This window comes from Kitasatospora sp. NPDC002227, assembly GCF_040296285.1.
Classification (GTDB): domain Bacteria; phylum Actinomycetota; class Actinomycetes; order Streptomycetales; family Streptomycetaceae; genus Kitasatospora.
Map to the genome: position 1 here is coordinate 79,855 of NZ_JBEOWY010000003.1, position 26,494 is coordinate 106,348.

Genomic DNA, 26,494 nt, shown 5'->3' on the forward strand with positions numbered 1-26,494 from the left:
TCCGGCCCCTCACCCGCCCGGCGCCAGCGTGGTCGCCAGGCGGGTGAGGGCGGTGCGGTCCGGGTGGCCGGTCTTGCGGAGCAGGCTGGCCATGTGTTTCTCCACCGTGCGGGGGGAGATGGACAGACGGCGGGCGATCTCCTGGTTGGCGGGGCGCTCGACCAGCAGCGCCAGGACTTCGTACTCGCGCAGCGTGACGCCGAGCGCCCGCAGCTGCGCCGGGATCTGGTCGTGGCCGGTGCGGCGCTGCGCGACCGAGGCACCCGCCTGCCGCAGCAGCGCCCGGCAGGCACCGGCCACCGCCGGGACGTCCAGCTCGTGGAAGTACTCCTCCGCCGTCCGCAGCCACTCCACCGGCTCGCCCCAGCCGTCGGCCAGCGCCGCCTCGGCGACCAGCCGCAGGCCCAGGTGGTGGGCCGTGGGGTAGAGCCCCGGCTCGGCCCGCCACGCCCGCACCGCCCGGGCGGCCGCCGTGCCCGCCCCCTCCCGGCCCAGCTGGACGGCCTCCGCGAGGGCGAGGAACTGGCGGTTCCAGGCGAGTCCGGCCGCCGGTGCGGCGGCGACGGCCGCGAGTTCGGGGCGGCCGAGCCGGCCGGTCAGCACGCCGAGCAGCGGGTCGAGGCCGTACCGGCCGGCCAGGTAGAAGACGTTCGGGTGCTCCTCCTCCCAGGCGGCGGTGGCGGCCAACTCGGCGAGGGCGAGCGGGCGGTCCTCCTCGAGCAGCGCGCAGAAGGTGCGGCAGAGACCCAGCACCACCGGGGTGAGCAGTGAGTCGGTGCCGCCCGCCTCCTGCTCGTAGGTGAGCAGTTCGCGCTCCATCTCGCGGCGCCGGCCCCGGTGGGCGGCCAGCGTCGCGGCCGTGACCAGCAGGTACCGGTGGGTGGCGAGGTTGCGCATCCGGGCGGTGGCGCCGAGGTGGCGGTCCGTCAGGGCGGCGGCCTGGTCGTGGTCGGCGCGCAGCACGGCGTTCATCGCGAGCAGCGCCTCGGTGCGCTGGGTGGCCAGTTGGGAGCCGAGCGCGGAGGCGGCCTCGCGGGCCTGGTCCAGGCGGCGTTCGTCGCCGGTGCGCATCATGGTGTTGGCGCCGATCCGGATCAGCGCCTCGAACCGCCAGCGGGGCAGGGCGTGCGTCTCGGCGATGGTGAGCATCCGCTCCAGGCAGCGGTCGGCCTCGTCGAAGCCGTGGCCCCGGGCCAGCAGTGCGAGCAACTGCCAGGCCTGGCAGGCGACCACCGGCAGGTCGGAGCGCTCGGCCACCTCGGCGGCCTCCCGGGCCCGGCGCTCGGCGAAGTCCGGGCCGGCCTCGGCCGGTGGCGCCGCCTCGCCCTGGTGCGGCAGCAGGGCGAGATGGCCCTCGATGACGGCGAGGGCGGCGGTCTGGGCCGGGTCGGCGAAGTCGCCCAGCAGGGTGCGGGCGGCGGCGATCTGGGCCCGGGTGTCGGCGGCCCGCTCGGCGACCACGGAGAACCAGGCCAGCCGGGTGTGCAGGGCGATCCGGCGGTCCGCGGCGAGCGCGGCCGAGCCGACCGTCGGCAGGCCGTCGGCGAGTTCGAGCGCCCGCCCCAGGTGACCGGCCTCGGCGAGGGCGGTGAGCAGCGACTCGGTGATGCCTGCCCGGTCCGCCTCCGCCGCGTGCTGGTGGGCCCGCTCCAGCATCAGCACGGCGGTGGCGGCGGCCCCGGCCGCCAGCGCCCGGCGGCCCGCCTCGGCGTAGCCCCGGGCGGCGCCCGCCTGGTCGCCCGCCGTCAGCAGCAGGTCGGCGACCAACTGGCACCGGTCATCGGCCAGTTCAGGATCTGCCTGGCGCAGCGCGGCGGCGGCCTGCCGGGCCAGCGCGGCACGCTCGGCCAGCGGGGTGCCGGCCAGCAGCGCCTCGGCGGTCAGCGCATGGCGGAAGGCGTACTGGTCGGGCTCGGTGGCGTCCGGCAGGACGAACTCGGCCTCGATCACGGTACGCAGCTGGGCGAACAGCTCCCGGTTGTCGAGCCCGGTGATCAGCTGCAGCGCACCGACGGAGAACCTGGCGCCCAACAGGGCGGCGAGCAGCAACAGTTCGCGCAGCCCCGGATCGAGGCGGCCCAACTGGTCCAGCCGGTGCGTGTAGTGCCGCACCACGGTGGCGGGCACGCTCGCGCCCGGATCACCGGTGAGCTGCCAGGCGGCGGCCACCGGGTCGCGCCTGAGCACCCCGGAGGCGGTCAGCTCGGCCAGCAACTCCTCGACCAGGTACGGGTTTCCGCCGCCGCCCGCGACCAGCCGCTCGACCACCGGCGCCGGGACGTCCTCGGGATCGGCCTCCAGACAGGCGGCCGCGACGGCCCGGACCTCGGGCTCGGCGAGCGGGGCGAGCGTGCAGACCGTCGCGACCCGGCGGCGCTCGGCCGCCCGGGCGAGGTCCAGCGCCTCGCCGGGCTCGGGGCGCAGGGTGGCAAGCAGCAGGACGGGCAGTCCGGCGAGGTTGTCCACCAGGTACTCGACCACGGCGACGGTCTCGGAGTCGGCGTCGTGGAAGTCGTCGAGCACCAGCACGCAGCCGGCGGGGGTGGCGATCACCACCAGCAGCCGCAGCAGCGCCTCGGCGAGCTCGACCACCGTCTCCGGCCGCCCGGCCGCACCGGCCTCCCGCCACTCGGGCACGATCCGCGCCAACGCCGTCCGGTACGGCACCAGTTCGGGCCCCTCCGGCGGTCCGCCGGCCCGGAACCGCGAACTCACCGCCTCCATCAACGGCCGGTACGGCGTCCCCGCCCCGGTCGCGCTCCCCCGCCCCCGCAGGACGGGCACCCCCAGCCGGCCCGCCCACCCGGCACAGTCCGCCGCCAGCCGCGACTTCCCGATCCCCGCCTCACCCACCAGGAAGACCGCACGCCCGGCCACCTGCTGAAGCTCGGTCAGGGACCGCTTCAGCAGAGCCGTTTCACTGTCGCGTCCGATGGTGGTCGGCGAGGTGGCACGCATGGCCCGCAGGCTAGTGGAGCATCCCCCCACCGCGGTAGGGGGCGGCCGGCGGCGGACGGTCGCGGTGCCGGAGGTGAGATCAGCACACGGTGGGAACGCCCGGGGCGGCAGGAGCAGTTCCCACCAGGTGCCCGGTGCCGCCGGTGAAGCACAGGGGAATGTCGCACCGGCGGCCGTCAGGCAGTTCTGCTGCTGGTCAGTGGATGTCTTCCTCGCCCGGGGTGAAGGGGACGGTGAAGGTCTCGGCGTCGCCGACCGTGTGGGCGGCCCAGTCCGGGCTGCCCAGCAGGTCGGCGCGGCGGGCGAGGCCGCCGCCGAGGTGGAGGGCTATCCCGCCGAGCGGGTGGGTGTGGTCGGTGGTGGTGCGGAGGGTGCCGAGGTGCTGCGGGCTCCGCTCACGGAGCAGCTCGATGGTGGTCATGGTGCTCGGAGTTCCTCTCTTCGGGGGGTCACGGCGTCGGGGGTGTGAGCCGTGTCTGACTCGGCGGCTGCAGGAGCAGGGCCGAAGCTGTCCGGTCCGGGTGGGCGAGCCTCAGCAAGCCGTGGCCGAGGCCGGCCAGACCGTGCAGCAGACCGGGAGTGGGCACCCCGCCAGGAGTGCCGCAGTAGGGGCCGTAACGGTCGAGGACGGCCAGGACCTGGGCGGCGGCGGCCCGGGCCTGAGCGGCGGGCCGGTGGTGCTCGGCGGCGCCGAGCAGTCCGTGGCGCAGGCTCAAGTCCCGGCTCGGCCGAGCCGGTACGGCCTCGCGGGGGACGTCCGCCGTGAAGTCCGGGCTGTCGGCGGCGGCGAGGGCGATGCCCGAACGGCCGTGGCACCAGGAGGCTCCGGTGCCACCGGCCGCCACTGCCCCCTGGAGGGCCCGGCGGCCCGCCGCGAGGTACCTGCGGTCGCCGGTGACGGTGGTGTACCTGAGCAGCGCCCAGCCGACGCCCGCCCGTCCGGCCCCGAACCCGGGGTGAGCAGGGAGCGGGCGGCCCGCCAGCAGCTCGGCGCAGGCGGCGGCACCGGGCCGGCCGGGCAGGGAGAGCAGTGCGGCGAGGCCGCCGGCGGTGCCGTCGAGCAGGGCGGGCGAGGTTTCGCGCTCGGCGGCGGCGAGGGTCAGAGCGGCCGCGGGCTCGATGCAGGCGGCCAGTTCGGCGGAGCCGAGCGCCGGGGCGAGGTGGCCGAGTGTGTAGGCGATGCCGCCGAGCCCGCCGAAGGCACCGGCCCCGACCACACCCAGCTCCTCCGGCTGCGCCGCGAGTCGCTCGAGCAGCCGGGGCGCCGAAGCGACGGCCGAGGCGGCGGCCTCCGCATAGCGCGGTTCGCCGGTGAGACCGGCGAGTTGGGCCAGGAAGAACGCCACGCCCAGGTACCCGTTGCCCAGGTCGCCACCGGCCGGCCTGATCTGCCAGTACCGCTCCCCGAGCAGCTCCAGCCCGAGCCAGTTCGTCCACCCGACACCACGATGCGCGTCCCGAAGCAGCCGGTCCCCGATCGACCGCGCCTCAGCCACCAGCCGGACAGCCACCGGAGCATCAGCCCCGGGCCGCGCCGGCGGCCGCGAGGCCCGGGCGGCAGCAGCCGCACCGAGCTCCACCGCCACAGCGGCAACTGCCTCCGCACGGGCACCGCCGACCGCGGGCGGCTCCGCAGAGGTATCGCCACCCCGCACCACGTCAGCGGCACCATCCTCAGGGCCGGCCGACGGCTCAGCCGCGGGCTGCGGACCCGCTCCAGCGCCACCGACCTCCACCGCCACAGCGGCAACCGCCACCGCACCGGCACCGCCGACCGCGGGCGGCTCCGCAAAGGTCTCGCCACCCCGCACCACCACAGCGGCACCATCCACGAGTCCGGCTGGCCGCTCAGCCGCCAACCGGGAACCCGTTCCACCGTCCTCCACCGACCTGCCTGCCCGCCCGGCGGCAACCGCCCCAAACCGCGCCGGCGGCCCGGCCGCCGGCCGAGCACCTGCCGCGACGGTGGCTTCCGCCGCCCCGGCCGCGTTACCCGACGTTGCTGGAGCCCCACCAGCATCGGCTGTGTCGCTCTCGCCCGCCGTCTCCCCCCGCCCGCTGCGGGCCGAAGCGCCAGCCTGAGCCTCCGTCGGCAGACTCCCTGCAGCGGGAGCTGCCCCGCACGGCGGCGCGACCACCCCGTGGGTCGCCAGGGCCGCGCGGATCAGCCACTCCTGGGTCGCCGGGTCGGCCATGTCGCGCAGGTGGTCGACGGCTGTGGTGAGGCCGGGGCGGGCGAGGGCGACACCGGTCGGGGCGGCCGGGGCGGCGTGGAGGCGGCCCGAGGCGGGGGTGGTGGTGAAGAGGGGGATGTCGCCGTCCCGGAGGGCCTCGGCCTCGGCGAAGGCGAGGGCAGGCCAGGTGGCGGGGCCGAGGGCGTCGGTGGCCAGCAGGTGGAGGAGGGCGTCCCGGTCGGCGGCGCGGCGCAGCACGTCGGGGTGGGTGGACTCGTCGAGCAGGGTCGCGTACAGCTGGGTGGCCCGTGGGACCACCCGTACCTCGGCCTCGGCGAAGCGGCGCAACGGCCCGTCCGGGGCGAGGAGTTGTTCCCGCCCGGTGACGGCGGCCGCCCAGGCCGCCCGGAATCCGTCGAGCACGGCCTCCGCATGGGCGGCAAGGCTTCCCTCCCCCGCCCCGGCCCCGTCCGCCAGCCGGGGCCGGTTGGCGGCCGCCGGCATCCGGCCGGTCCGGCGCACCAGGTGCATCCGGTCCGTCCCCGCTGCCGCCCAACCGACGCCGGGCAGTGGCGCGTTGCCGTCGGCGCCGCCCGCGCCGGAGGCGTCGACGGCCGTCTCGTCGCCGACCAGCAGGCGCGGCAGCAGCCCGGTGCGGTGGACGGAGGTGGCGAGGACGAGCGCGGCCGGGTCGGCCAGGCCGGGCGGGGTCGGGTGGAACAGGGTCTCGACGTCGACCAGGAGCGGGTCGCCGCCCCGGGCGATCAGGTTCTCCCGGTGGGCGTCGGTGGCGCGCAGCAGGTGGAGCACGGCGAGCAGCGAGCCCTGCCGCCGGTGGAAGCGGGAGAGCTCGTCGACGCTGCGGCAGGGTGCGGGGGCGACGTACTCGACCCAGCCGTAGCCCGGGCGGGGCAGCACGGCGAGGGTGGGCAGTTCCAGGCCGGTGAACCAGTCGAGCAGGTGGTTGAAGTGCTGGTGGGCGTCGATCGAGCGGGGCTTGTGCACCACCCGGGCGCCGCTCGCGAAGCGGAGCACGGTCACCGCCCGGCCGCGCCGGTGGCTGTCCCCGGCGGTGCGTTCGACCGAGACCAGCGGCCCGGGGTCGGCCCCGGGCAGCACCGCCTTGAGCAACTCGGCGCGGTCCAGCCCCAGGTGGCGGAGCAGCTCCGCCAGCGCCTCGGCGGCGTGCAGGCAGCTGACCGCCAACAGGCGGGCCAGCGCCGGGTATTCGGCGAAGATCCGCTCGAGCCCCTCGGCACTGCCGACCTGCCGCAGGAAGCTCCGGAAGCGGGCCGAAGGGGTGTCACCGGCCAGCAGCGGCCTGGCCGTGTGCAACTCGGCCACCAGCACCCGGGCCGCCCGGCGGGCCAGCAGCCGGGCCAGCCGGGCGGTGAACTCGGCCCGTACCGCCGGGAGATCGACCAGCTGCGGGGCCAACTCCGCCGGCAGGCGGGTGGCCGCAGCGGCGGCGGCCGGGGCCAGCACGGCAGTGAAGCCCGAGAGCCCCGGCAACTCCCCGTCCGGCAACCCGACTTCCTCCGGCGCCGCCGCCAGCACCTCCACCAGGAAGGCCACCCACTCCGGCGGCCGGCCCCGGCCGAGCTCGGCCTCGGTGGCCCCGGCCCGCCACCACTGGGACGACAGCCGCGCCTCCCAGCCGGACTGACTTTCCGTCAGGTTCATGCCGATCACGCATCAGAGCCTGTCAGCCGCTCCTGACCGCCCACAAGGGGGCCTGCACGTACGCGGTAACACGTACATGCCACCGACTACGTAGGGATGGCCGGAAGATACGTACGCTTCCCCCATGTCCGCCCCGGCGTAGCTGGGCAGGATCGATGACGTGGGCGGCACGGGGGTACGACATCCGGTCAAACGACTGACGGACGGACGGACCCCGGTGGCGGGGCAGCCGCCGGCGCTGGTGTGGGGGGCGGGGCTACAGGGCGGCTCCGAGACGCACCGGCTCCGGCGGCCGCCCGGTGGGCCGACCCCAAGCACAACGGCCCGTACCAAGACGGCCCGAAGCACAACGGCCCACCAACACGGCCGCCCGAACGCACAGCGCACAGCGCACAGCACGGCGACGCACGGCGAGGGGGGCCGGAGCCGGGTCGGCCCGGCGGTTCCCGCCGCCGCCCCGGCCGTGAGCCGAGGAACCCGTGACCGGAGGAACGGCAGACATGGCGGACCAGCACCACCCCGGCGACCCGTGTGCCGCCCTGTATCCCGATCTGGTCGAGGCGATCCTGCGCAGGCTGGGCGGGGACGACTGGCACGTCACGCCGGGCGAATTCTGGTGCTGGGTCGCCCCGGCGGGCACCCTGCTGCGCTCCCAGGGCTGGAAGCTGCACGTCTCGGCCACGCCGCTGTCGGCGCCGATGGTGCTCGCCCGGGTGGTGAAGGTGCTCGCCGCCGAGCGGGCGGCGTTCAAGTTCGCGGGCACCCCCGCCCGCCTGACCGAGCTGGTCTCGGCCCGCCACGACCGGGCGGGCGGCGGCAAGTTCATCACCGTCTACCCGGAGGACGACGAGCAGTTCCGCCGCCTGGCCGAGGCGCTGGACCACGCGACCGGCCAGCTGCCCGGCCCCGGCATCCTCTCCGGGCGCCCGTACCGGCCCGGCAGCCTGGTGCACTACCGGTACGGCGCCTTCGGCGGCAGTCCCCGGCTCACCAACGACGGCGTCCGCGAGGTGATTCTGCGCACCCCCGACGGCGGGTACGTGCGCGACCGCCGCACGCCCGGCTTCGCCCCGCCCGCCTGGGCCGAGACACCGTTCGCCCTGCCCGGGCCCCGGCCCGCCACGCCCGGGGTGAGCGTGCTGCTGAACGAGCGGTACGTGGTGCGGCACGCGCTCCGGCACGCGTACAAGGGCGGGGTGTACGTCGGGGAGGACCAGCTGAACGGGCAGCAGGTGGTGATCAAGGAGGCCCGCCACCACGTCGGGGCGGGGCTGGACGGCACGGACGCCGTCGACCTGCTGCGCCACGAGGCGGAGATGCTCACCCTGCTCGCCGTCCCCGGCCTCGCCCCCGCACCGCTGGACCTCTTCGAGCAGGGCGGCAACCACTACCTGGTGCAGGAGAGCGTGCCGGGGCGGACCTTGCGGGCCTGGACGGCCGCCCGGCTGCGCCCGCCGGTCGGGCTGGTGGCCCGGCTGGCCGGGCAGGTGACCGAGCTGGTCCGGCAGGTGCACGCGCGGGGCCTGGTGCTGCGCGACCTCAACCCGAACAACCTGATGGTCACCCCGGACGACACCGTCCGGCTGATCGACCTGGAGACCTGCGCCCGCCCGGGCGACCGGGTCCGGCGGGTCCACACCGCCGGGTACACCGCGCCAGAGGTGGCGGCGGCCGAGCCCGGCACCCCGGCCCCGGCGCAGAGCTCCGACCTGTACAGCCTCGGCGCGGTGCTGTTCCACCTGGTCACCGGCACCGACCCGGTGTTCGCCCCCGACCGCGGCGGCCGCCGCACCCAGCACGAGCGGCTGAGCACCCTGCTCGACGCGGCGCTGGCGGAGCGGCCCGAGCTGATGCCCTTCGAGCCGCTGGTGCTGGCGCTCACCGCCGAGCGGCCCGAGGAGCGCTGGTCGCCCGCCCAGGTGAGCGAGCGGCTCTGCCCCTCGGGCGGGCGCCTGCGCGTGCCCGGCGCACCCGCCCGGCCGGCCGCGGTCTCCGGCGGCGCGCCCGAGCAGCGCGAGCGCCTGCTCGCCGACGCGGTCACCCACCTGCTCGACACCATGACCCCGGACGCGGACGACCGGCTCTGGCCCACCGCCGGCGCCGCCCTGCTCACCGACCCGCTCAACGTGCAGCACGGCGCCGCCGGGGTGCTCGCCGCCCTGACCGCCGCGGCGGCCCACCGGCCGGACGTGCGGCTGCGCGCCGGGGTGGCCACCGCCGCCGGCTGGCTCGCCGACCACGCGGACCGCAGCCCCCAGTATCTGCCGGGCCTGTACTTCGGCCGCTCCGGCACCGCCTGGGCGCTGCTGGACGCCGCCCTGCTGCTCGACGACCAGGCACTGGCGGCCCGGGCCGCGCGACTGGCCCGCCGGGTGCCGGTGCGCTGGCCGAGCCCGGACGTCTGCCACGGCGTGGCGGGCGCCGGGCTGACCCAGCTGCACTTCTGGCAGGCCACCGGCGCGCCCGAGTACCGGGCCAGGGCCGAGGCCGCCGCCGAGCACCTGCTGGCCGCCGCCGCGCCCGGCCGCTCCGGCCTGCTCTGGCCGGTGCCGCAGGACTTCGACTCCGTCCTGGCCGGGGCCCACCACCTCGGCTACGGCCACGGCGTCGCCGGGGTCGGCGACTTCCTGCTGCTGGCCGGGCAGCTGACCGACCGTCCGGACTTCCTGGCCGCCGCCGAGCAGGCCGGGCAGACGCTGCTGGCCACCGCCCAGGTGCGCGAGGGCGCGGCCGGCTGGCCGGTGGACGACCGCAACCCGCACGCCCCCGTGCACGCCCCCCACTGGTGCAGCGGCGCCGCCGGGATCGGCGGCTTCCTGCTGCGGCTGTGGCAGGCCACCGGCGACGAACGCCACCGCACCGCCGCCGAGCAGGCCGCCGAAGAGGTCCACCGCTGGCGCTGGCGCGCCTCCCCCGCCGCCTGCCACGGCCTGACCGGCCACGCCGGCTTCCTCCTCGACCTCGCCGACGCGCTGGCCGAACCCCGCTACCGCGCCTGGGCCGAGGAGCTGGTGGCCTGCGCCCACGCCCGGCACGTCCTGCGGGACGGCCTGATGCTGCTGCCGGACGACTCGCTGGCCACCGTCACCCCCGGCTACCAGACCGGCCTGGCCGGCCCCCTGGCCCTGCTGGTCCGCCTGCGCCACGGCGGCACGGGGCTGTGGCGGCCGTCCGCCGAGGCCGCCCACCTCGAACTCGCCGAGAGGAGATGAGCCGCGGTGACCACCGACGTCAGTGCGCTGCAGCTGCTGGACAGCGAGGAGGCGTGCCCGGAGTACGGCACGTGCGTCTTCACGCTGTGGGAGTACGAGTCCTGGACGCACGAGGACGCCTGACGGACCCTCGGCCCGACCGGGCCGGTGCCCCGGAATGTCGCAGCGCGGGCCGCGTACCGTCCGGTAGGGTGGCGGCGTCCGCGCGGCCCAGGCCGTCATGTCTTGAGGAGGTGAGCCCCATTACCGCTGGTGCAGGTCGGGTGCTCCCCTCGTGCGTCGTCACCCCGGTGTGAGGTGAGCGCGGGAGCCCCGTAGTGGCTTACCGAGAGGTTCCCGTGCCCGTCGTTCCCTCCGCCCGTCTCCGTTCCTCCCTCGTCGGCCGGCTGCGCGCCGCCGGCTGCGTCTTCGCCGAGGACGAGGCCAGGCTGCTGCTCGCCACCGCCGACTCCCCCGCCGACCTGGCCGCCATGACCGCCCGCCGGGCCGCCGGCCAACCACTCGAACTCGTGCTCGGCTGGGCCGAGTTCTGCGGGCTGCGGCTCGCCGTCGAACCAGGGGTCTTCGTCCCCCGGCGCCGCACCGAGTACCTCGCCGAACTCGCCGCCGGGCTGGGGCGGCCGGGGGCCGTGGTGCTCGACCTGTGCTGCGGCACGGGGGCGGTGGGCGCCGCCGTCGCCACCGCGCTCGGCGGCGTGGAACTGCACGCCGCCGACCTCGAGCCGGCCGCCGTCCACTGCGCCCGGCGCAACCTCGCCCCGCTCGGCGCCCAGGTCCACCAGGGCGACCTCTACGCCGCCCTCCCGCCCGGCCTCCGGGGCCGCGTCGACCTCCTGGTCGCCAACGCCCCCTACGTCCCCACCGAGGAGATCCGCCTCCTGCCCGCCGAGGCCCGCGACCACGAACCCGCCGTCACCCTCGACGGCGGCACCGACGGCCTCGCCGTCCAACGCCGCGTCATCGCCGGCGCCACCCCCTGGCTCGCCCCCGGCGCCCACCTCCTGATCGAGACCGGCGAACACCAGGCCCCCGCCACCGCCGCCGCCTTCACCGCCCACGGCCTCACCCCGCGGATCCACACCTGCGAGGAACGCGCGGCCACCGTGGTGGTCGGCACGGCGGCCCGGCCGTAGACTCCCGCGCCATGATCACGGTACTGGTGAACGGACTGCCCGGAGCTGGCAAGAGCACGCTGGCGCGCGGCCTGGCCCGGGAGTTGGGGCTGCCGCTGTTCAGCAAGGACGCGGTGAAGGAGCGCCTCGCCGACGTGCTGCCCGCCGCCGAGCCCGGCCGGGAGCGGGAGTGGAGCCGACGGCTCGGCGCGGCGGCGCTGGAGGCGCTCTGGACGCTGCTGGCCGACGCGCCGGGGGCCGTGCTCGAAAACCCCTGGCTGGCCGGCACGCGCAGGTTCGTGGAGGCCGGGCTGCTGCGGGCCGGGGTGGCGCCGTACAGCGTCCAGGAGGTCTGGTGCGAGGTGCCGTTGGCGGTCGCCCGGAGCCGGTACGAGGAGCGGGCGGCCGCGCGGCACCCGATCCACCTCGACCTGGCCGCCGACGCCGCCGGCCGCTGGGCGGGCTGGGCCGCCGAGGCCGAGCCGCTCGGCTTCGGCGCCGTCCACCGGGTCGACACCACCCGCCCGGTGGACCTGCCCGAGCTGGCGCAACGGGTGCTTCTCGGCGCCGGACAGACCGTTTCCGGCCAATCCCGCTGACCGGGACACGACCGGAAACCCCCGACGCTCCGCCTACGTTCAACCGACTGCCAGAGGTACCCAGAGCTCTCCGAGGAGACACGCACGTGCGCATCCTGTTCACCGGCCCCGGCGCGGCCGGCCACCTCTTCCCGATGGTGACCACTGCCCAGGCGCTCCGGGCCGCCGGGCACGAGGTGCTGTTCGCCGGGTCGGCCCCGATCGACCTGCTGCGCAACACCGGACTGCCCATGGTGGAGATCGGCGACGGCTCCACGCTCAAGGACTCGTTCCTGCAGTTCCAGGCCGAGTTCACCGACCAGAACCGCAGCCACGAGGACACCATACGGCTGGCCGCCCGCGGGTTCGCCCAGCACGGCCGGGTCAGCATCGACGGCCTGCTGGCCGTCGCCACCGCCTGGCGGCCGGACGTGCTGGTGCACGCGCCGTTCCAGTCGGCCGCACCGCTGGTCGCCGCCAAGCTCGACATCCCCGCCGTGGTGCACAACTTCGGGGTGCTCTCCGGCACCGACATGGTCGCCCGGCTGGCCGGGCTGCTCAGCGAGGAGTACGCGGCGCACGGTGTGGCCGGCCCGGCCACCCACACCGTGATCGACGTGGTCCCCGAGTCCTTCGGCGGCGACGGCGGCGGCTGGCGGGTGCGGTACGTGCCGTTCAACGGCGGCGGCGCCGTCCCCGCCGAGCTGCTCGGCCGGGGCGAGCGGCCCCGGATCGCCGTCACGCTCGGCACCGTGGTCACCGACTGGTCCGGCGTCAACTCGCTGGTCCGGCTGGTCGCCGAGGCCGCCGAGGTCGACGCCGACTTCCTGCTCGCCGTCGGCGGCGCCGACCTGAGCTCGCTGGGCACCCTGCCCGGCAACGTCCGGGCGCTGCCCTGGGTGCCGCTCGCCCAGCTGGTCGAGTCCTCCGACGCGATCGTGCACCACGGCGGCGCCGGCACCCTGCTCACCGCCGCCGCCTACGGCATCCCGCAGCTGGTCCTGCCCCAGGGCGCCGACCACTTCGTCAACGTCGACGCCGCCGAGCGCGCCGGCTTCGCCCTGCGCGGCGCCGACGCCGAGGTGGACGCCGCCCAGCTCACCCGCCTGGTCCAGGAGGACAGCCTGCGCAAGGGCGCCCACTCCTTCCGCACCGAGATCGAGGGCCTCCCCTCCCCCGCCACCCTGGTCGCCTCCTTCGAGGCGCTGCTCTGAGCGAGGCCTGAGCACGCCGGGCGGGTCGGGCAGGTCGAAGCGGCCTGCCCGGCCCCGCCCCGGGCACAATGACGGCATGGCTCGGGACACGGATCGACAGCTGCTGCGCACCGCCCTCGAGGAGGCCCGCGCAGGCCTCGCCGAGGGCGGGATCCCCGTCGGGGCCGCGCTGTACGGCCCCGGTGGGGAGGTGCTGCTCGGGCGGGGCCGCAATCGCCGGGTGCAGGACGGTGACCCGTCCATGCACGCGGAGACCGCCGCCTTCCGGGCGGCGGGGCGCCAACGCTCCTACCGGGGCACGACCATGGTGACCACGCTCTCGCCCTGCTGGTACTGCAGCGGCCTGGTCCGCCAGTTCGGCATCTCCCGGGTGGTCGTCGGCGAGGCCCGGACCTTCCAGGGCGGCCACGACTGGCTAGCCGAGCACGGCGTGGAGATCGTCCTGCTCGACGACCCGGAGTGCGTCGCGCTGATGACCGGTTTCATCGCCGAGCACCCCGACCTCTGGCACGAGGACATCGGCGCATAGAGCGCTCAGCGGCAGGCGGCCGTGAGGGCGTCGACCAGCAGCTCGACCCCCTCCCGGGCCTCCTCCTCGGTCAGCGTCATCGGCGGCGCCATCCGCAGGGTGTGCCCGTACAGGCCGCCCTTGCCGATCAGCAGACCGCGCTCGCGGGCCTCCTCCAGGGTGCGGGCCGCCAGCGCGGGGCTGGGCGCGCCGGTGGCCGGGTCGACCAGGTCGACGGCGAGCATCAGGCCCCTCCCGCGCACCTCGCCGCCGCCCGGCAGCGCGCCGACCGCCTTGCTCAGCCGGTCGGCCATCAGGGTGCCCAGCCGGCGGGCGTTGGCCTGCAGGTCGTGGGCCAGCAGGTAGTCCAGGGTGGCCTTGGCCGCCGTGGTGGCCAGCGGGTTGCCGCCGAAGGTGGAGATGCCGAACGCCGGGAGCGCGTCCATGAGTTCGGCCCGCGCCACCACGCCGCCGATCGCGAAGCCGTTGCCCAGCCCCTTGGCGAAGGTCATCACGTCCGGGGTGACGCCGTGCGCCTGGATGCCCCAGAAGTGCTCGCCGGTGCGGCCCCAGCCGGTCTGCACCTCGTCGGAGACGAACAGCACGCCCTGCTCCGCCAGGATCTCCCGGTAGGTGCCGAGCAGCCCGTCCGGCGCGGCGGTGAACCCGCCGACGCCCTGGACGGGTTCGGCGATCAGGCAGGCCACCCGGCCGGCGGTGGCGGTGGCCAGCACCTGCCGCAGGTCCTCCGCGCAGAAGTCCAGGTACTCCCGGTCGGAGAGCTGCGGGAAGCGCTCGCGGTCGGTGCCGTGCAGGTAGTGCACGTCGACCGGGGAGAGCGAGGAGTTCTTCCAACTCCGGTTGCCGGTGACGGCGGTGGCCGCGTAGGAGCGGCCGTGGTAGCTGTTGCGCAGCGCGAGGACCTGGTCGGAGCCGCGGGCGTTGGTGGCGAGCAGCAGGGCCGTCTCGTTGGCCTCGGTGCCGGAGTTGGTGAAGAACACCTTGGCGTTCTCGATGCCGGAGAGCTCGGCGATCTGCTCGGCCAGCTCGACCTGGGAGCGGATCAGGTACAGCGTCGAGGTGTGCACCACGCCCGAGCGCAACTGCCGCTCCACCGCCTCCCGCACCTCGGGCACGTCGTAGCCGAGCATGTTGGTGAGGATCCCGGCGAAGAAGTCCAGGTAGCTGCGGCCCTGGGCGTCGGTGACGCGGCAGCCCCGGCCGCTCACGATCTCGATCGGCTGCTCGTAGTAGAGCGACACCCAGGAGGGCAGCACGGCCCGGTGGCGGCTGAGCAGATCTGGCATGGACGGGCACCCGCTTCCTGACGTTCCGGCACGGCCCCGCGCACGGTGGGCACTCGCGGTGTCACGTTCCGTGCGCGTCCAGGAAAGGTACCGCAACCACCCCGGCTCACCCCGCGGAACGCTCCAGGACGGCGGGCTCGACCTCGGCCGCCGGCAGGGCCTCCGTCCGGCGCCGTGCGCGCAGGCGCCGCCAGAGCGCCCCGGCCACGCCCGCCAGCGCCCCGCCCGAGCACAGGCCGAGCCCGGGTGCGGTCGCCACCAGCCAGTGCCCGGCCTGGCGGGCGGTGTACGACCAGGTGCGGCGGATGTCCACGTCGAGGTCCACCGGCTCGGCCCCGACCAGCACCTGGTCGGTGTCGCCCCGGTAGACCTCGGCCACGATGTGCAGCCGTGCCGTGCCCGGCTCGTGGGCGGTCAGGCCGAAGGTCCAGGTCGCCGAGGCGCCCTTGCCGACGACGGGCTTGCGCTCGGCGTCGTACGGGGTGCAGGCGATGTGCTCGCAGATCAGCGTCACCCCGAGGTCACCCCCGGTCGGCACGTTGTCCGGCGCCGCCACCACCCCTGGCGGCAGCGCGGGCGCGACGCCCGCGGGGGCGTCCGTGCCCTTGCCCAGGTCGAACACCTTGACGCTGAACTCCGCTTCGTCCCCCACGTCCAGACCGCCGATCGCGGTGTGCACCAACACCCCGCGGTCCAGGGACTGTTGGTCCTGCCGCACGCTCAGCACGTAGTCCGACTGCGCGCCTGACGGCGGCAGCGGCACCGCCCCGCCCGGGACGCCGGACTGGTCGAGGCGCGCCATCCAGACGCTCACCACCACCAGCACCAGCCCCATCAGCACGGCACCCACCGAGAGGGGCAGCACCCTCCCTGCCTCACGCACCCCCTGGCGCGCCGATCCCTCGTGCTCCATCCGCCCCAGCCCCACCCAGTCGCAGCCCACCCCCGTGCCCCCGACACCCTAAGCGCTCGAATGACGCTGCGTCAGTTTCCTCCTCGATATCCTGATCGGATGACGACAACTCCCCAGGACGGACGCGTCTCCGCCCGCGTCCTGCTGCGCGACGCGGCCGGCCACCTGCTGCTGCTCAAGACCCTCAACCACCCGGACAACCCGGCGCAGGGCCACTTCTGGATGACGCCCGGCGGCGGGGTCGAGCCGGGCGAATCGCTGGCGCAGGCCGCCGCCCGGGAGCTGGGCGAGGAGATCGGCCTGCACGTCAGCCCCGAACTCCTCGGCAGTCCGGTCGCGTTCACCTCGGGCCAGGCCGATCTCGAGTGGGCCTCCGGCCATTTCACCGACCATTTCTTCCAGCTCCGGGTGGTCTCCCACCAGATCGACCTCAGCGGGCAGACCGACTACGAGCAGCGCGAACACCTGGGCCACCGCTGGTGGCCACCGGCCGAGCTGGCCACCACCACGGACAACGTCCTGCCCTGGCAGCTCGGCCCGCTGCTCGACCGCCTCGACCGCCTCGGCCCGCCCGAGGCCCCCGTCCAACTCCCCTGGCACCACTGATCTTCACCGCCGGTCCACACCTGATGGACCGAACCGCCACGGACCGCCCGCTCGGGCCGCTAGGGTTCGGGTGCGGGGACCGAACCGGAGGGAGACCGGATCGTGGGGGGCACGAACGCCGGGCAGCGTAAGGGTTACGTCTGCTTCGCGGCGCAGGACTGGTGGTACCACAACCGGGCGCACTCCGATGTGCAGCTGATGCTCAACCTGGCGCAGCACCGGCCGGTGCTGTTCGTCAACAGCATCGCCATGCGGATGCCGCTGCCCGGCCGGAGCAGCCAGCCGCTGCGGCGGATCGTCCGCAAGGCCAAGAGCATGCTGCGCAAGGTGCAGCGCCCGGTGGAGGGGCTGCCGGGCTTCGCGGTGATGACCCCGGTGCTGCTGCCGTTCTACGGCAGCGCCCTGGCCCGGGCGCTGAACGCCCGGCTGATCGCCTTCCAGGTCCGCTGGGCGGCCCGCAGCCTGGGCATGAGCACGGACGTCTGCGTGGCGACCATCCCGACCGCCGCCGACGTGGTCGGCCACCTGCGGGTGCAGACCCTGGTCTACAACCGCTCGGACCGGCACTCCGCCTTCCCCGAGGCCGACACCGCCGCCGTCGAGGCGCTGGAGCGGCGGCTGATGCGCGAGGCCGAGCACGTGCTGTACGTGAGCAGCGAGTTGATGGCCGCCGAGCGCGAACTCACCGGCGAGCGTGCGGTGTTCCTCGACCACGGGGTGGACCTCGAACACTTCGCCGAGCCCGCCGCCCCCGAGCCGGAGCCCGCCGCGCTGGCCGCGATCGCCCACCCGCGGATCGGCTTCTTCGGGGCTCTGGACGACTTCGTGGTGGACTTCGACCTGCTGGCCCGGGTCGCCAAGGAGTACCCCGACGCCCAGCTGGTGCTGGTCGGCGACACCACGCACGACCTGGGCGCGCTCACCGCGCTGCCGAACGTGCACCACCTGGGCTTCCGCCCGTACACCGAGATCCCCGCCTACGGGCGCGGCTTCGACGTCGCGCTGATGCCCTGGCTGGACAACGACTGGGTGCGCCACTGCAACCCGATCAAGCTCAAGGAGTACCTGGCCCTCGGCCTGCCGGTGGTGAGCACCGACTTCCCCGAGGTGCGCCGCTATGCCGGGCAGGTCGCCGTCGCGGGCTCGACCGAGGAGTTCCTCGCCGCCGTCGGCGCCGCGCTCGAGGAGCGGGACCTCGGCGCGCCGCAGCGCCGCCGGGCCGCCGTGGCGGGAGACTCCTGGCAGGCCCGCGCCACCGACCTGCTCACCCTGATCGAGGGCTCGTAGGGCCCGTCCCGCCATAGCGCCCGTCCCGTCACGGGGCCCGTCCCGGAGGGGATCGTCTTGCGCGCTCGTACCCCGGTCGCGCTGGCCACGGCTCTGCTGAGCCTGGCCGGCGCGGCCGCCTGCACCACCGCCGCTCCCGGCCCGCACCCGCCGCCGCCCACGCCGACCGCCGTGTCGGGCGGCGCCCCGGCCACCATCTACGGCGCCACCGTGCCGGCCACCGCGGCATTCGCCGACCCGGCCGCCACCACGCTGGGGGTGCGGTTCACCTCCAGCCTGCCCGGGGTGGTCACGGGCGTGCGGTTCTACAAGGGCGCGGGCAACACCGGCGCCCACCTCGGCGCGCTCTACGACACCGACGGCAAGCAGCTGGCCCGAGCAACCTTCCGGGACGAGAGCACCACCGGCTGGCAGCAGGCCGACTTCGACCGACCGGTGCCGATCCGGGCCGACGTCCCGTACGTCGCCTCCTACCTCGCGCCCGCCGGGCACTACGCGGCCGCGCCGAACGCCTTCGACGGCGGCCCGGTGGTCTACGCCTCCGGCCCCCTCTCCGCCCTCGGCGGCAGCTTCGCCTCCGGCGCCTCGCTGACCTTCCCGACCCAGCAGCACGACAACACCGACTATTTCGTGGACGTCGTCTTCACCGCCGACCACGCCACCACCCACGTGCCGGACGCCGTCACCTCGGCGTACTGGAACAAGTGGCCGGCCACGAAGGCCTGGAGCGACCCGGCCCGGCTCCCGATCGGGGTCTGGCTGCAGGACCCGACCACCGTCTACCAGGGCACCGACGAAGGCCACCTGTTCCGGCAGCTCGGCATCAACACCCTGGTCGGCCTGTGGGACTGGCCCGCCCACGACCACGGCCAGATCAAGGCGGCGGCCGCCGCCGGGCTCTCCGTGGTGGCCGGCGGACAGGCCTGCGACCCCACCCCGGGCGGCGGTTGGCCCTGCACCACGGCCGACCTGCCGCTCGCCGCCCAGGCGGCGCAGCTCGGCGGCCCGACCCTGGCCGGGTACGAGCCGGCCGACGAACCCGACCTCAACGCGGCCAACGGCACCGCCCAGGGGGCCGGTTGCCTGCCGGCCGAGCGGCTGGCCGGCTTCGCGGACAGCCTGCGCAAGCAGGACCCGACCCGGCCGATCCTGGAGAACTTCGGCAGCGGCGTGGCCGGCGGGTACCGGGGCTACGGCTGCCCGTCCGACTTCTCCCGCTACACCGCCACCGCCGACATCGTCTCGGTCGACTTCTACGGTGTCACCGACCCGTACTCCCCCGCCCCGACCAAGGGCGTCCGGGTCTACGCCCGCACGGCGGCCCGGACCCGCCTGATCTCACCGGGCAAGCCGGTCTGGGTCTTCCTGGAGACCCCCGTCCAGATGCTCGGCAACTCCGTCACCGCCACCGGCACCAAGGCCGCCACCCCCGCACAGGTGCGCGCCGCCGCCTGGGCCTCCCTGGTCAACGGCGCCACCGGCCTCAACTGGTTCTGCCACTCCTTCGCGGCCGGCCTGTCCGTGGACGCCTGCCTGGGCAACCCCGCCTCGACCGCCACCATCAAGGCCGTCGACGAGGACGCCCAGCGCTACGCCCCCTACTGGAACGCCCCGCCGGTCAACGTCGCCACCACCACCGACGCCGTCCCCGTCACCGCCACCCTCCGCAACGCAGCCGGCCACACCGCCGTCCTGGCCGTCGCCACCGACTCCCCCACCCACCCCGAAGGCGCCCCCACCACCGCCGCCTTCACCCTCCCGGGCAACTGGACGGGCCCGGTACGCACCGACGACGGCCGCCGACTCCAAGCCACCAACGGCAAGTTCACCGACCACTTCACCGCGTACCAGCCCCACGTCTACACCCTCGAGTGAGCTGCACCATCTGCCTCTGGGGGCGCGAGGAACCGCGCGAGATCGGAAGGCACCGGCGCGCGGCCTCCCGCTTCGCGCAGTTCCCCGCGCCCCTGGGGGGTGCAACTCCCCTCAGACCGATGAGTGCCGCAGCAGCCGCCACACCGCCCGCGGCCCCTGCAACAGGTACCGCCGGGCCAGCCGCCGAGGCTCCTGGATCAGCCGGTACGCCCACTCCAGCCCGTTGTCCCGCCAGAAGTCCGGCGCCCGGTCCACGATGCCGGCCAGGAAGTCCGCCGCGGCCCCCACCGCCAGCCCGACCCGCATCCCGCTCCGCACCCCGTACTCGGCCAGCCAGGCCTCCTGCCGTGGCTTCCCCAGCCCCACCACCAGCAGGTCCACCGAAGCAGCCCGCACCTTCTCGGCCAGCGCCGGCGAGCTCAACTCCGAACGCTCCGGCGCCCAGTACCCCGCCACGTCCAGCGAGGGCCACCGCCGATCGATCTCCGCGGCCAGCAGCAGGTGCGTGGACTCCAACCCGCCCAGGAACCCCACCCGGGCCCCGGTCTGCGCCGCCACCGTCAGCAGGTCGGGCAGCAGGTCCGCCCCGGTCAGCCGCTCCCACCGGCGCCCCGTGAGCCCGTTGGCCCGGACGACCAGCGGCATCCCGTCCAGCAGCACCAGCCAGTCGGCCTCGGCTTCGGCCGCCTCGATCACCCCGGCGTGGGCCCCGCCCCGACCGAAGTGGTGCAGGTGGTCCACATTGCTGGAGGCCACCACCAGCGGCCGCCCGGCCGGGCCGGCCAGCTGCCGGCGGACCCGCTCCGTCACACCGGACAAGTCCCAGCAGTCGGCCGGCGTCCCGCCCAGCCGGACCCGCAGCGGCTCCGCCGTCACACCCGTCTCCGTCATGCCCCCACTCCCGCCAACTCCACGTCCGTACGGAGAGCACGGACGGCCCGGCGCCGCCGCGCGGCCTCGTCGACCCACAGCGCCACCGCCACCCCGACCACCGTGGCCAGGGCCGCGACCCCGAACAGCCCCCGGCTCTTGACCCCCTGCACCGGCAGCGCGGTGGCCGGCACCAGCTCGTCACTGGTGATGTACCGCTGTTGCGGCACGCTCAGCGCGGACTGCAACTCCCGCAGGTGGTCCTCGAAGTGCTTGATCACCACGCCGACCTCCCGGTCGGTCTCCTTCGGGTCGGTGCCCCGCACGCTCACCTCGACGGTCGGCACCACGTACGCCTCCGTCTTGGTGGTGCCGGTGTTGCGTGGCGCCAGGTCGTACTCGCCGCGCACCCCGGCCCGCCGCAGCTCGGCCGCGCCCGAGTCACTCTTGAGCATGGTCACCACGGCCGCGCCGATGATCGCCAGCGAGGGCCGGAAGTCGGTCAACCCGGTCGGATCCTGCGGCGTCTCGGGCGGTTTCACCCGCACCACGGCCGTCGACCGGTAGACCACCCCGGGCTTCACCACCACGAGCGCCCCGGCCAGCGCCAGCACGGCGGCGACCAGCAGGACCAACCACCGGCGCAGCAGCGCCCGCACGACATAGCGAAACGACAACGTCCACCCCCACCCGGCGGCCATGCTCTCACCCCGGCGGTCATCGCGACGGCGGTTCGGCCGAGTTGGTCCGGTCCAGGGCCGGGACCGGCCCGGGAGTCCGGCAGTTCGGTGATTGTTCTCCACCACTGCACGGCGGGCACTACTCTCTTGCTGGGGGTCGCTCGGCTCGGTGTTCGGGTCCTGGCCGGGGCAGTTGGTGGCGTGGGGTCGGGTGCGGCCCCAGGGGGAGAGTACGTTGGACATGCGGGAGCTCCTGCGGGTGATCCGCAAGCGCTGGTACGTCACGCTTCCGATCGTGTTGATCACGATCGGCCTCTCGGCGGTGGCCAACGCCGTTCTGCCGACGACCTATCAGTCGGAGTGCTCGATCTCACTGCTCAACGCGCCGAGCGTGTCCGCCCAGGCGCCGAACAACGGCAATCCGTTCCTGAGCTTCAGTCAGGCGCTGACCGTGGCAGCCGACTTCCTCGGCCGCCGCCTCACCTCCGACCAGTCCGCCGAGGCGCTCAAGAAGCAGGGCCTGACCGGCACCTACTCGGTGAAGCTGGCCGACAACGCGATGGGCCCCTTCCTCACCCTCACCGTCACGGGCAACAACCCGGCCGAGGTGAAGAAGTCCATCGACCTGCTGAACAAGTTCACCGCCGACCAGTTGAAGCAGATGCAGGCCGAGCAGCAGGCCCCGGCCGGCTCGCAGATCGGCGCCACGGTGATCATCCCGCCGCAGCCGCCGCTGGCACAGACCAAGAGCAAGCTGCAGTACGTGGCGATGATCGGTATCGCCGGCCTGGCCGTGGCCTTCCTGGCCGCCTTCGTCACCGAGAACATCTTCGGCCGTCGCCGGGCCCGCGCGGGCCGGCGCCGGGGCAAGGCCGCGCCCGAGGAGGAGCCGCTCGCCCAGCCGTCCGTCTCCGCCGGGAGGTAGCCGCGCATGCCGGAGCGCGCGACGGCCCTGCTGACCCGGGAGCGGGCCCCGGAGCGACAGCGGACGGCCAAGCCGAAGTTCGACGCGGTGACGGTGCTCACCGGTTACGTCGCCCTCGCGATGTTCATCCCCTCCAACCTGACCCTGCCCGGCATGGGCGGTGTCGGCACCCCCGCCAACGTGGCCGCCCTGATGGGCCTGATGTGGTACCTGGCGGCCTGGCTGGCCGAGCGGCTCAGCCCGGCCCCGGGCACCCGGGCACCCCGGATCGCCATGGTGGTCTTCGCCTCGGCGGTGCTGCTCGGGTACATCGCCTGCGCCGGGCGCCCGGCCGTCACCAAGGAGATGCAGGGCGCCGACCGGGCGCTGATCGGTTTACTCGCCTGGACCAGCCTGGTGGTGCTCACCTCCGCCGGCATCCAGAGCCGCGAGCGGCTGGAGACCCTGCTGCGCCGTACCGTGGTGATGGCCTGCATCGTCGCCCTGTTCGGCTGGTACGACTTCCTCACCCACTCCAACATGGCCAACTCGCTGCACATCCCGGGCCTGCAGTCCGCCAGCGCGGGCATCGACGCGATGACCCGAGGGGCGTTCACCCGCCCCCGCGGCACCACCGCACACCCGCTGGAGTTCAGCGGCATGCTGGCCATGCTGCTCCCCTTCGCCGTCCAGCAGGCCTTCGACCCGGCCCGGGTGGCCACCACGACCAAGTTGCGCCGCTGGCTTCCGGTGCTGCTGATCGGGGGCGCGCTGCCGATCTCGGTCTCCCGCACCGGCATCATCGGCGTGGTGGTCGCGCTCGGCAGCATGCTGCCGGCCTGGCAGCCCAGGCGCCGCGGCTACGTGCTCGGGGCGGTCGGCTTCGGCGTGGTCGGCCTGGGTGCGGCCGTGCCGGGGCTGCTGTCCACGCTCACCGGCCTGTTCAGCTCCTTCTTCGCCAACTCCGACAGCTCGACCCAGGCCCGCGCCGGCGACTACGCCAAGATCTGGGAGTACATGCAGAGTTCGCCGTGGTTCGGCCACGGCATGGGCACCTTCCTGCCCGAGCTCTACTTCTTCACCGACAACATGTACCTGAACGTCGCCGCCGAGCTCGGCGTGTACGGCATCCTCGCGCTGCTGCTGGTCTTCGTCGCCGGCATCCACAACGGCGGCGCCGCCCGGCGGCTCAGCCAGGACCAGCCGACCCGCGAGCTGGCCCAGTGCTTCGTCGCGGCGGCCACCGTCGCGCTGATCACCAGCGCCACCTTCGACTCCCTGGGGTTCCCGATGTTCGCCGGTATCTACTTCCTGCTGCTGGGCGCCGGGGGCAGCCTGCACGGGTTCGTCCGCAACTCACCCGGGGGAGCGGCCCGGTGAGCCTCGGCGCCAAGGTCCGCTCCGGTGCCCGGCTGAGCCTGCTCAACACCGTGGTGATCCGGATCGGCAACTTCGCGGCGGGCGTGGTGCTCGCCCGTACGCTGCTCGGCCCGCGCGAGTGGGGCCTGTACGCCACCGGCATGGTGGCCCTCGGGGTGCTGCTCTCGGCCAACGAGATGGGCGTCAGCCTGGCGATCGTCCGCTGGGACCGGGACGTGCGCGAGTTCGCGCCCACCGTCATGACCCTCTCGGTCCTCTCCAGCTCCGCCCTCTACGCTGCGCTGTACGTGGCCGCCCCGACCACCGCCCGCCTGCTCGGCTCGCCGGACGCGACCGGGATGCTGCGGGTGCTCTGCCTCTCGGTGGTGATCGACGGGCTCGCCTGCGTGCCCAACCAGATCATCGCCCGCGAGTTCCGCCAGGGCGCCCGGATGGCACTGGACCTGCTCAACTTCCTGGTCACCACCGCCACCACGCTCGCGCTCGCCTACCACGGCGCGGGTGCGATGAGCTTCGCCTGGGGCGCCCTGGCGGGCAACCTGTGCGCGCTGGCCGGCTGCGCCGTGGTGGTGCCGGGGGCGCTGCGCCCGGGCTGGTCCACGGCCGAGGCGAAGGCCCTGGTCACGTTCGGCCTGCCGCTGGCCGGGGCCAGCCTGCTGGTGCTCGCGATGCTCAACGTGGACTCGGTGGTGACCGGCGCGCTGCTCGGCCCGGTCGCGCTCGGCTTCTACCAGCTGGCCTTCAACGTCTCCAGCTGGCCGGTCCGTTCGATCTCCGAGGCGGCCCGCCGGATCTCCTTCGCGGGCTTCTCCCGGGTGGCCGGCTCCCCCGAGGCGCTCTCGGACGCCTTCGGCCGGGGCCTGGGCCTGCTGATGGCGGCGGCCGTACCGCCCTGCGTGCTGCTCGCCACCCTCGCCGCACCGGCGCTGGACCTCATCTACGGGCCCCGCTGGGCCCCTGCTGCCGGGGTGCTGCGCTACCTGGCCCTGCTCGGCCTGCTGCGGATCGCCTACGAGCTGGCCTACGACTGCCTGGCGGCGGCCGGGCGCCGAAGCTCGCTGATCGGGGTGCAGGGCCTGTGGCTGGCCGCCCTGGTGCCCGTGCTGCTGCTCGGCGCGCACCGCTGGGGCATCGCGGGTGTCGGCGCCGGGCACATCGCGGTGGCCGCCGCCGTGGCCGGCCCGGCCTTCCTCTGGGGGCTGCGCCGCACCGGAATCAACCCGGTGGTGGTCGGCCGCGCCTGCCTGCGGCCCTTCGTCGGCGCCCTGATGATGGCCGCCCTGTCCTACGCCGTGTTCCGCTGGACGGGCCAGACCCGCTGGGGCATGTTCGTGGCCGCCGCGGTGGCACTGGCCGCGTACGTCCCGCTCGTCCTGCCGATGCGCAGTCTGCTGCGCACCCCCGCGCCGGCCGAGGAACTGCCCGCCCACGAACCGGCGATGGCCGGGGACGGAGACCGTTGAACGTGCTGCACCACGGCAAGCGCCTGCTGCGGGAGACCTTCGGCTTCCTGCGGCTGATGGAGGCCCGCAACAAGGTGGTGCTCGGCCGCACGGCGATCGCGCTGCGCCGCCAGGAGGACGAAGAGGTGCGGCGCCTGGCCGGGCAGCTCGGCGAACTGCCCGAGACACTGGTCGCCACCGTCATCCCGACCTACCGCCGCCCCGAGGGCCTGCGCCGGGCCGTCGCCTCGGCGCTGGCCCAGACGGTCGGGGACCAGCTGGTGATCGTGGTGGACGACGGCGCCGGGCTGCCCGAACTGCCCGAGGACAAGCGGCTGGTGGCCGTCAGCCTCAGCCGCAACAGCGCGGTGGCCGGTGTGGTGCGCAACGTCGGCATCCGGCTCACCCGCTCACGCTACGTCGCCTTCCTGGACGACGACAACGAGTGGGAGCCCGACCACCTGGCGCAGGCCCTGGCCGCCCTGGAGGCACCGGGCGGCCCGGACGCAGTCTACACCGCGCTGCGCCGGGCCCACCCGGACGGCACCGAGCTCGACGTGCTGTCCGTCCCGTTCGACCGCAGGCACGCCGCCGAGGAGGGCTTCCTCGACACCAACGCGGTGGTGGCGCGGCGCACCGGCGGCCTGTACTTCAGCCGGCTGCGCCGCACCCCCGAGGTGGTGCCCCGGGAGGACTGGGAGCTGGTCTTCCGGTACAGCCGCCGCCACACCGTGGCCCACCTGCCCGTCCCGACCGTCCGCTACCTGGTCAACCCCGAGAGCTACTGGTCCGCCTGGTGAGCGCTACTTCGGCTCGCAGACCATGAACACGAAGTCGTGCCCGAGCGAGCCGAGCACCGCGTCCTCCGCCGCGAAGCACTTGCGCACCAGCTCGTCCGTCTCCGCCGAGCCGTCCCGGAAGTGCTGCGCGATGCCGGAGAAGGCCACGTGCAGCACGGTGCCGCCGTACGGCCGCTCCTCCAGGACGCGGTAGCGCTCGCGCACCGCGGGCAGCAGCCGGGCGGCGTCCACGGCCTCCGAGGGGTCGTCCAGGCGCATCGACAGCAGGCTCGGCCGGACGGCCCGGCGCTTGATCCTCCCGTCCACCAACCGCCGCCGCTCCTCGGGGAGTTCGGCGAGCAGCGCATTGACGGCCCGCAGCTGCCCGGCCGTCCACTGGAACTTGGTGGGGCCGACGAACTCGTCCACCACGAGCAGCCCGCCGGGGTTCAGCAGACCGGCGATCCTGCCCATCGTCTCGTCGAGGCGGTCGAAGTGGTGCAACGACTGCAGCCCGAGCACCACGTCGTACGTCTCGCCGGCCTCGAGCAGCTCGGCGACGTCGGCGGTACGGAACTCGAGCACCCCGTCCAGGCCCAGCTCACGGGCCTGCCCGGTGGCGTACTCGATCCGGTCCGGCGAGATGTCGATGCCGGTGATCCGCTCGAAGGCGCCGGTGCGGGCCCAGATCACCTCGTTCCCGCCGGTGCCGCAGCCGAGCGAGAGCGCCCGCAGGCTGGTCCGCCCGGCCAGCCACTTCTCGGCCACGTGCTGCGGGAAGCCCACCTCGGCGTCCCCGCTGGCGAAGGTGTTCCAGCGCTCGATCACCTGCGGCACGGCCCACCACTCCTGCAGCGAGGGGTCGACGGCCGACCAGTGCTCCACCACCCGCTCGGTGCCGCGCACCCGGACCTTGGAGACCAGCTTGTCGACCTGCCCGCGCCGCAGCTTGCGCCCGACCCGGGCGGCGTCATGACGGTTGATCAGATTGTTGAACACGCGCCCAACTCCT

General features: G+C 74.8%; 20 protein-coding genes. 12 read left to right on the plus strand and 8 right to left on the minus strand.

The features are described from left to right. Positions 1-9 precede the first annotated feature (9 nt). The 3 genes from ABT095_RS04005 to lanM all read right to left on the minus strand — a co-directional run bounded on the left by ABT095_RS04005 (position 10) and on the right by lanM (position 6,815). Complete coding sequence (locus ABT095_RS04005) at positions 10-2,958, minus strand: helix-turn-helix transcriptional regulator (RefSeq protein ID WP_350527679.1); 2,949 nt, start codon at positions 2,956-2,958, stop codon at positions 10-12. Between the two features lie 196 nt (positions 2,959-3,154). Next, entirely contained in the window at positions 3,155-3,379 is a 225-nt protein-coding gene (locus ABT095_RS04010; protein WP_350527680.1) for a hypothetical protein, read from the minus strand. A gap of 28 nt (positions 3,380-3,407) precedes the next feature. Continuing rightward, positions 3,408-6,815 (minus strand): type 2 lanthipeptide synthetase LanM, encoded by a 3,408-nt coding sequence (gene lanM, locus ABT095_RS04015; protein WP_350527860.1) that lies wholly within the window; start codon positions 6,813-6,815, stop codon positions 3,408-3,410. 500 nt (positions 6,816-7,315) lie between these two features. Between lanM and lanL the strand changes: the two genes are divergently transcribed. From lanL to ABT095_RS04040, 5 genes are all read left to right on the plus strand, one after another. Further along, a complete protein-coding gene (lanL, locus tag ABT095_RS04020) occupies positions 7,316-10,027 on the plus strand; it encodes a class IV lanthionine synthetase LanL (protein ID WP_350527681.1) in 2,712 nt (903 codons plus the stop codon). 338 nt (positions 10,028-10,365) lie between these two features. Continuing rightward, the gene (locus ABT095_RS04025; RefSeq protein ID WP_350527682.1) at positions 10,366-11,160 is read left to right on the plus strand and encodes a putative protein N(5)-glutamine methyltransferase; all 795 of its coding nucleotides are present in this window, start codon (positions 10,366-10,368) and stop codon (positions 11,158-11,160) included. An 11-nt stretch (positions 11,161-11,171) separates the two neighbouring features. Beyond that, the gene (locus tag ABT095_RS04030; RefSeq protein WP_350527683.1) at positions 11,172-11,738 is read left to right on the plus strand and encodes a P-loop nucleotide/nucleoside kinase family protein; all 567 of its coding nucleotides are present in this window, start codon (positions 11,172-11,174) and stop codon (positions 11,736-11,738) included. Between the two features lie 86 nt (positions 11,739-11,824). Next, the gene (locus ABT095_RS04035) at positions 11,825-12,931 is read left to right on the plus strand and encodes a glycosyltransferase (protein WP_350527684.1); all 1,107 of its coding nucleotides are present in this window, start codon (positions 11,825-11,827) and stop codon (positions 12,929-12,931) included. 76 nt (positions 12,932-13,007) lie between these two features. Continuing rightward, positions 13,008-13,460, plus strand: a complete 453-nt coding sequence (locus ABT095_RS04040; protein ID WP_350527685.1) for a nucleoside deaminase — start codon at positions 13,008-13,010, stop codon at positions 13,458-13,460. A gap of 5 nt (positions 13,461-13,465) precedes the next feature. Here the strand turns inward: ABT095_RS04040 and ABT095_RS04045 are convergent, their stop codons facing one another. Both ABT095_RS04045 and ABT095_RS04050 read right to left on the minus strand, forming a co-directional pair. Next, complete coding sequence (locus tag ABT095_RS04045) at positions 13,466-14,746, minus strand: aspartate aminotransferase family protein (protein WP_350527686.1); 1,281 nt, start codon at positions 14,744-14,746, stop codon at positions 13,466-13,468. A 106-nt stretch (positions 14,747-14,852) separates the two neighbouring features. After that, complete coding sequence (locus ABT095_RS04050) at positions 14,853-15,659, minus strand: hypothetical protein (RefSeq protein WP_350527687.1); 807 nt, start codon at positions 15,657-15,659, stop codon at positions 14,853-14,855. A 99-nt stretch (positions 15,660-15,758) separates the two neighbouring features. Between ABT095_RS04050 and ABT095_RS04055 the strand changes: the two genes are divergently transcribed. From ABT095_RS04055 to ABT095_RS04065, 3 genes are all read left to right on the plus strand, one after another. Continuing rightward, positions 15,759-16,265, plus strand: a complete 507-nt coding sequence (locus ABT095_RS04055; protein ID WP_350527688.1) for an NUDIX hydrolase — start codon at positions 15,759-15,761, stop codon at positions 16,263-16,265. A gap of 102 nt (positions 16,266-16,367) precedes the next feature. Next, on the plus strand, positions 16,368-17,552 hold the full coding sequence (locus tag ABT095_RS04060) for a glycosyltransferase (protein ID WP_350527689.1): 1,185 nt from the start codon (positions 16,368-16,370) through the stop codon (positions 17,550-17,552). Positions 17,553-17,609: 57 nt separating this feature from the next. Continuing rightward, positions 17,610-19,427, plus strand: a complete 1,818-nt coding sequence (locus ABT095_RS04065) for a DUF4082 domain-containing protein (protein ID WP_350527690.1) — start codon at positions 17,610-17,612, stop codon at positions 19,425-19,427. A 111-nt stretch (positions 19,428-19,538) separates the two neighbouring features. On the opposite strand, the gene ABT095_RS04070 is transcribed toward ABT095_RS04065, so the two are convergent. Beyond that, entirely contained in the window at positions 19,539-20,318 is a 780-nt protein-coding gene (locus ABT095_RS04070; RefSeq protein ID WP_350527691.1) for a WecB/TagA/CpsF family glycosyltransferase, read from the minus strand. Further along, positions 20,315-20,974 carry a hypothetical protein gene (locus ABT095_RS04075; RefSeq protein WP_350527692.1) on the minus strand — a complete coding sequence of 220 codons (660 nt, stop codon included), beginning with the start codon at positions 20,972-20,974 and terminating at the stop codon, positions 20,315-20,317. Before ABT095_RS04075 ends, ABT095_RS04070 begins: the two co-directional genes overlap by 4 nt. A gap of 244 nt (positions 20,975-21,218) precedes the next feature. Between ABT095_RS04075 and ABT095_RS04080 the strand changes: the two genes are divergently transcribed. Genes ABT095_RS04080 through ABT095_RS04095 form a run of 4 tightly spaced genes read left to right on the plus strand, consistent with a single transcriptional unit; the run spans position 21,219 to position 25,503 of the window. Further along, on the plus strand, positions 21,219-21,902 hold the full coding sequence (locus ABT095_RS04080) for a YveK family protein (protein WP_350527693.1): 684 nt from the start codon (positions 21,219-21,221) through the stop codon (positions 21,900-21,902). 6 nt (positions 21,903-21,908) lie between these two features. Then, positions 21,909-23,261, plus strand: coding sequence for an O-antigen ligase family protein (locus tag ABT095_RS04085; RefSeq protein WP_350527694.1), 1,353 nt, complete (start codon positions 21,909-21,911; stop codon positions 23,259-23,261). Next, positions 23,258-24,724, plus strand: a complete 1,467-nt coding sequence (locus tag ABT095_RS04090; RefSeq protein WP_350527695.1) for an oligosaccharide flippase family protein — start codon at positions 23,258-23,260, stop codon at positions 24,722-24,724. Before ABT095_RS04085 ends, ABT095_RS04090 begins: the two co-directional genes overlap by 4 nt. 2 nt (positions 24,725-24,726) lie before the next feature. Further along, positions 24,727-25,503 carry a glycosyltransferase family A protein gene (locus ABT095_RS04095; RefSeq protein WP_350527861.1) on the plus strand — a complete coding sequence of 259 codons (777 nt, stop codon included), beginning with the start codon at positions 24,727-24,729 and terminating at the stop codon, positions 25,501-25,503. Positions 25,504-25,506: 3 nt separating this feature from the next. Here the strand turns inward: ABT095_RS04095 and ABT095_RS04100 are convergent, their stop codons facing one another. Then, positions 25,507-26,481 (minus strand): class I SAM-dependent methyltransferase, encoded by a 975-nt coding sequence (locus tag ABT095_RS04100; protein ID WP_350527696.1) that lies wholly within the window; start codon positions 26,479-26,481, stop codon positions 25,507-25,509. Between the last annotated feature and the right edge of the window lie 13 nt (positions 26,482-26,494).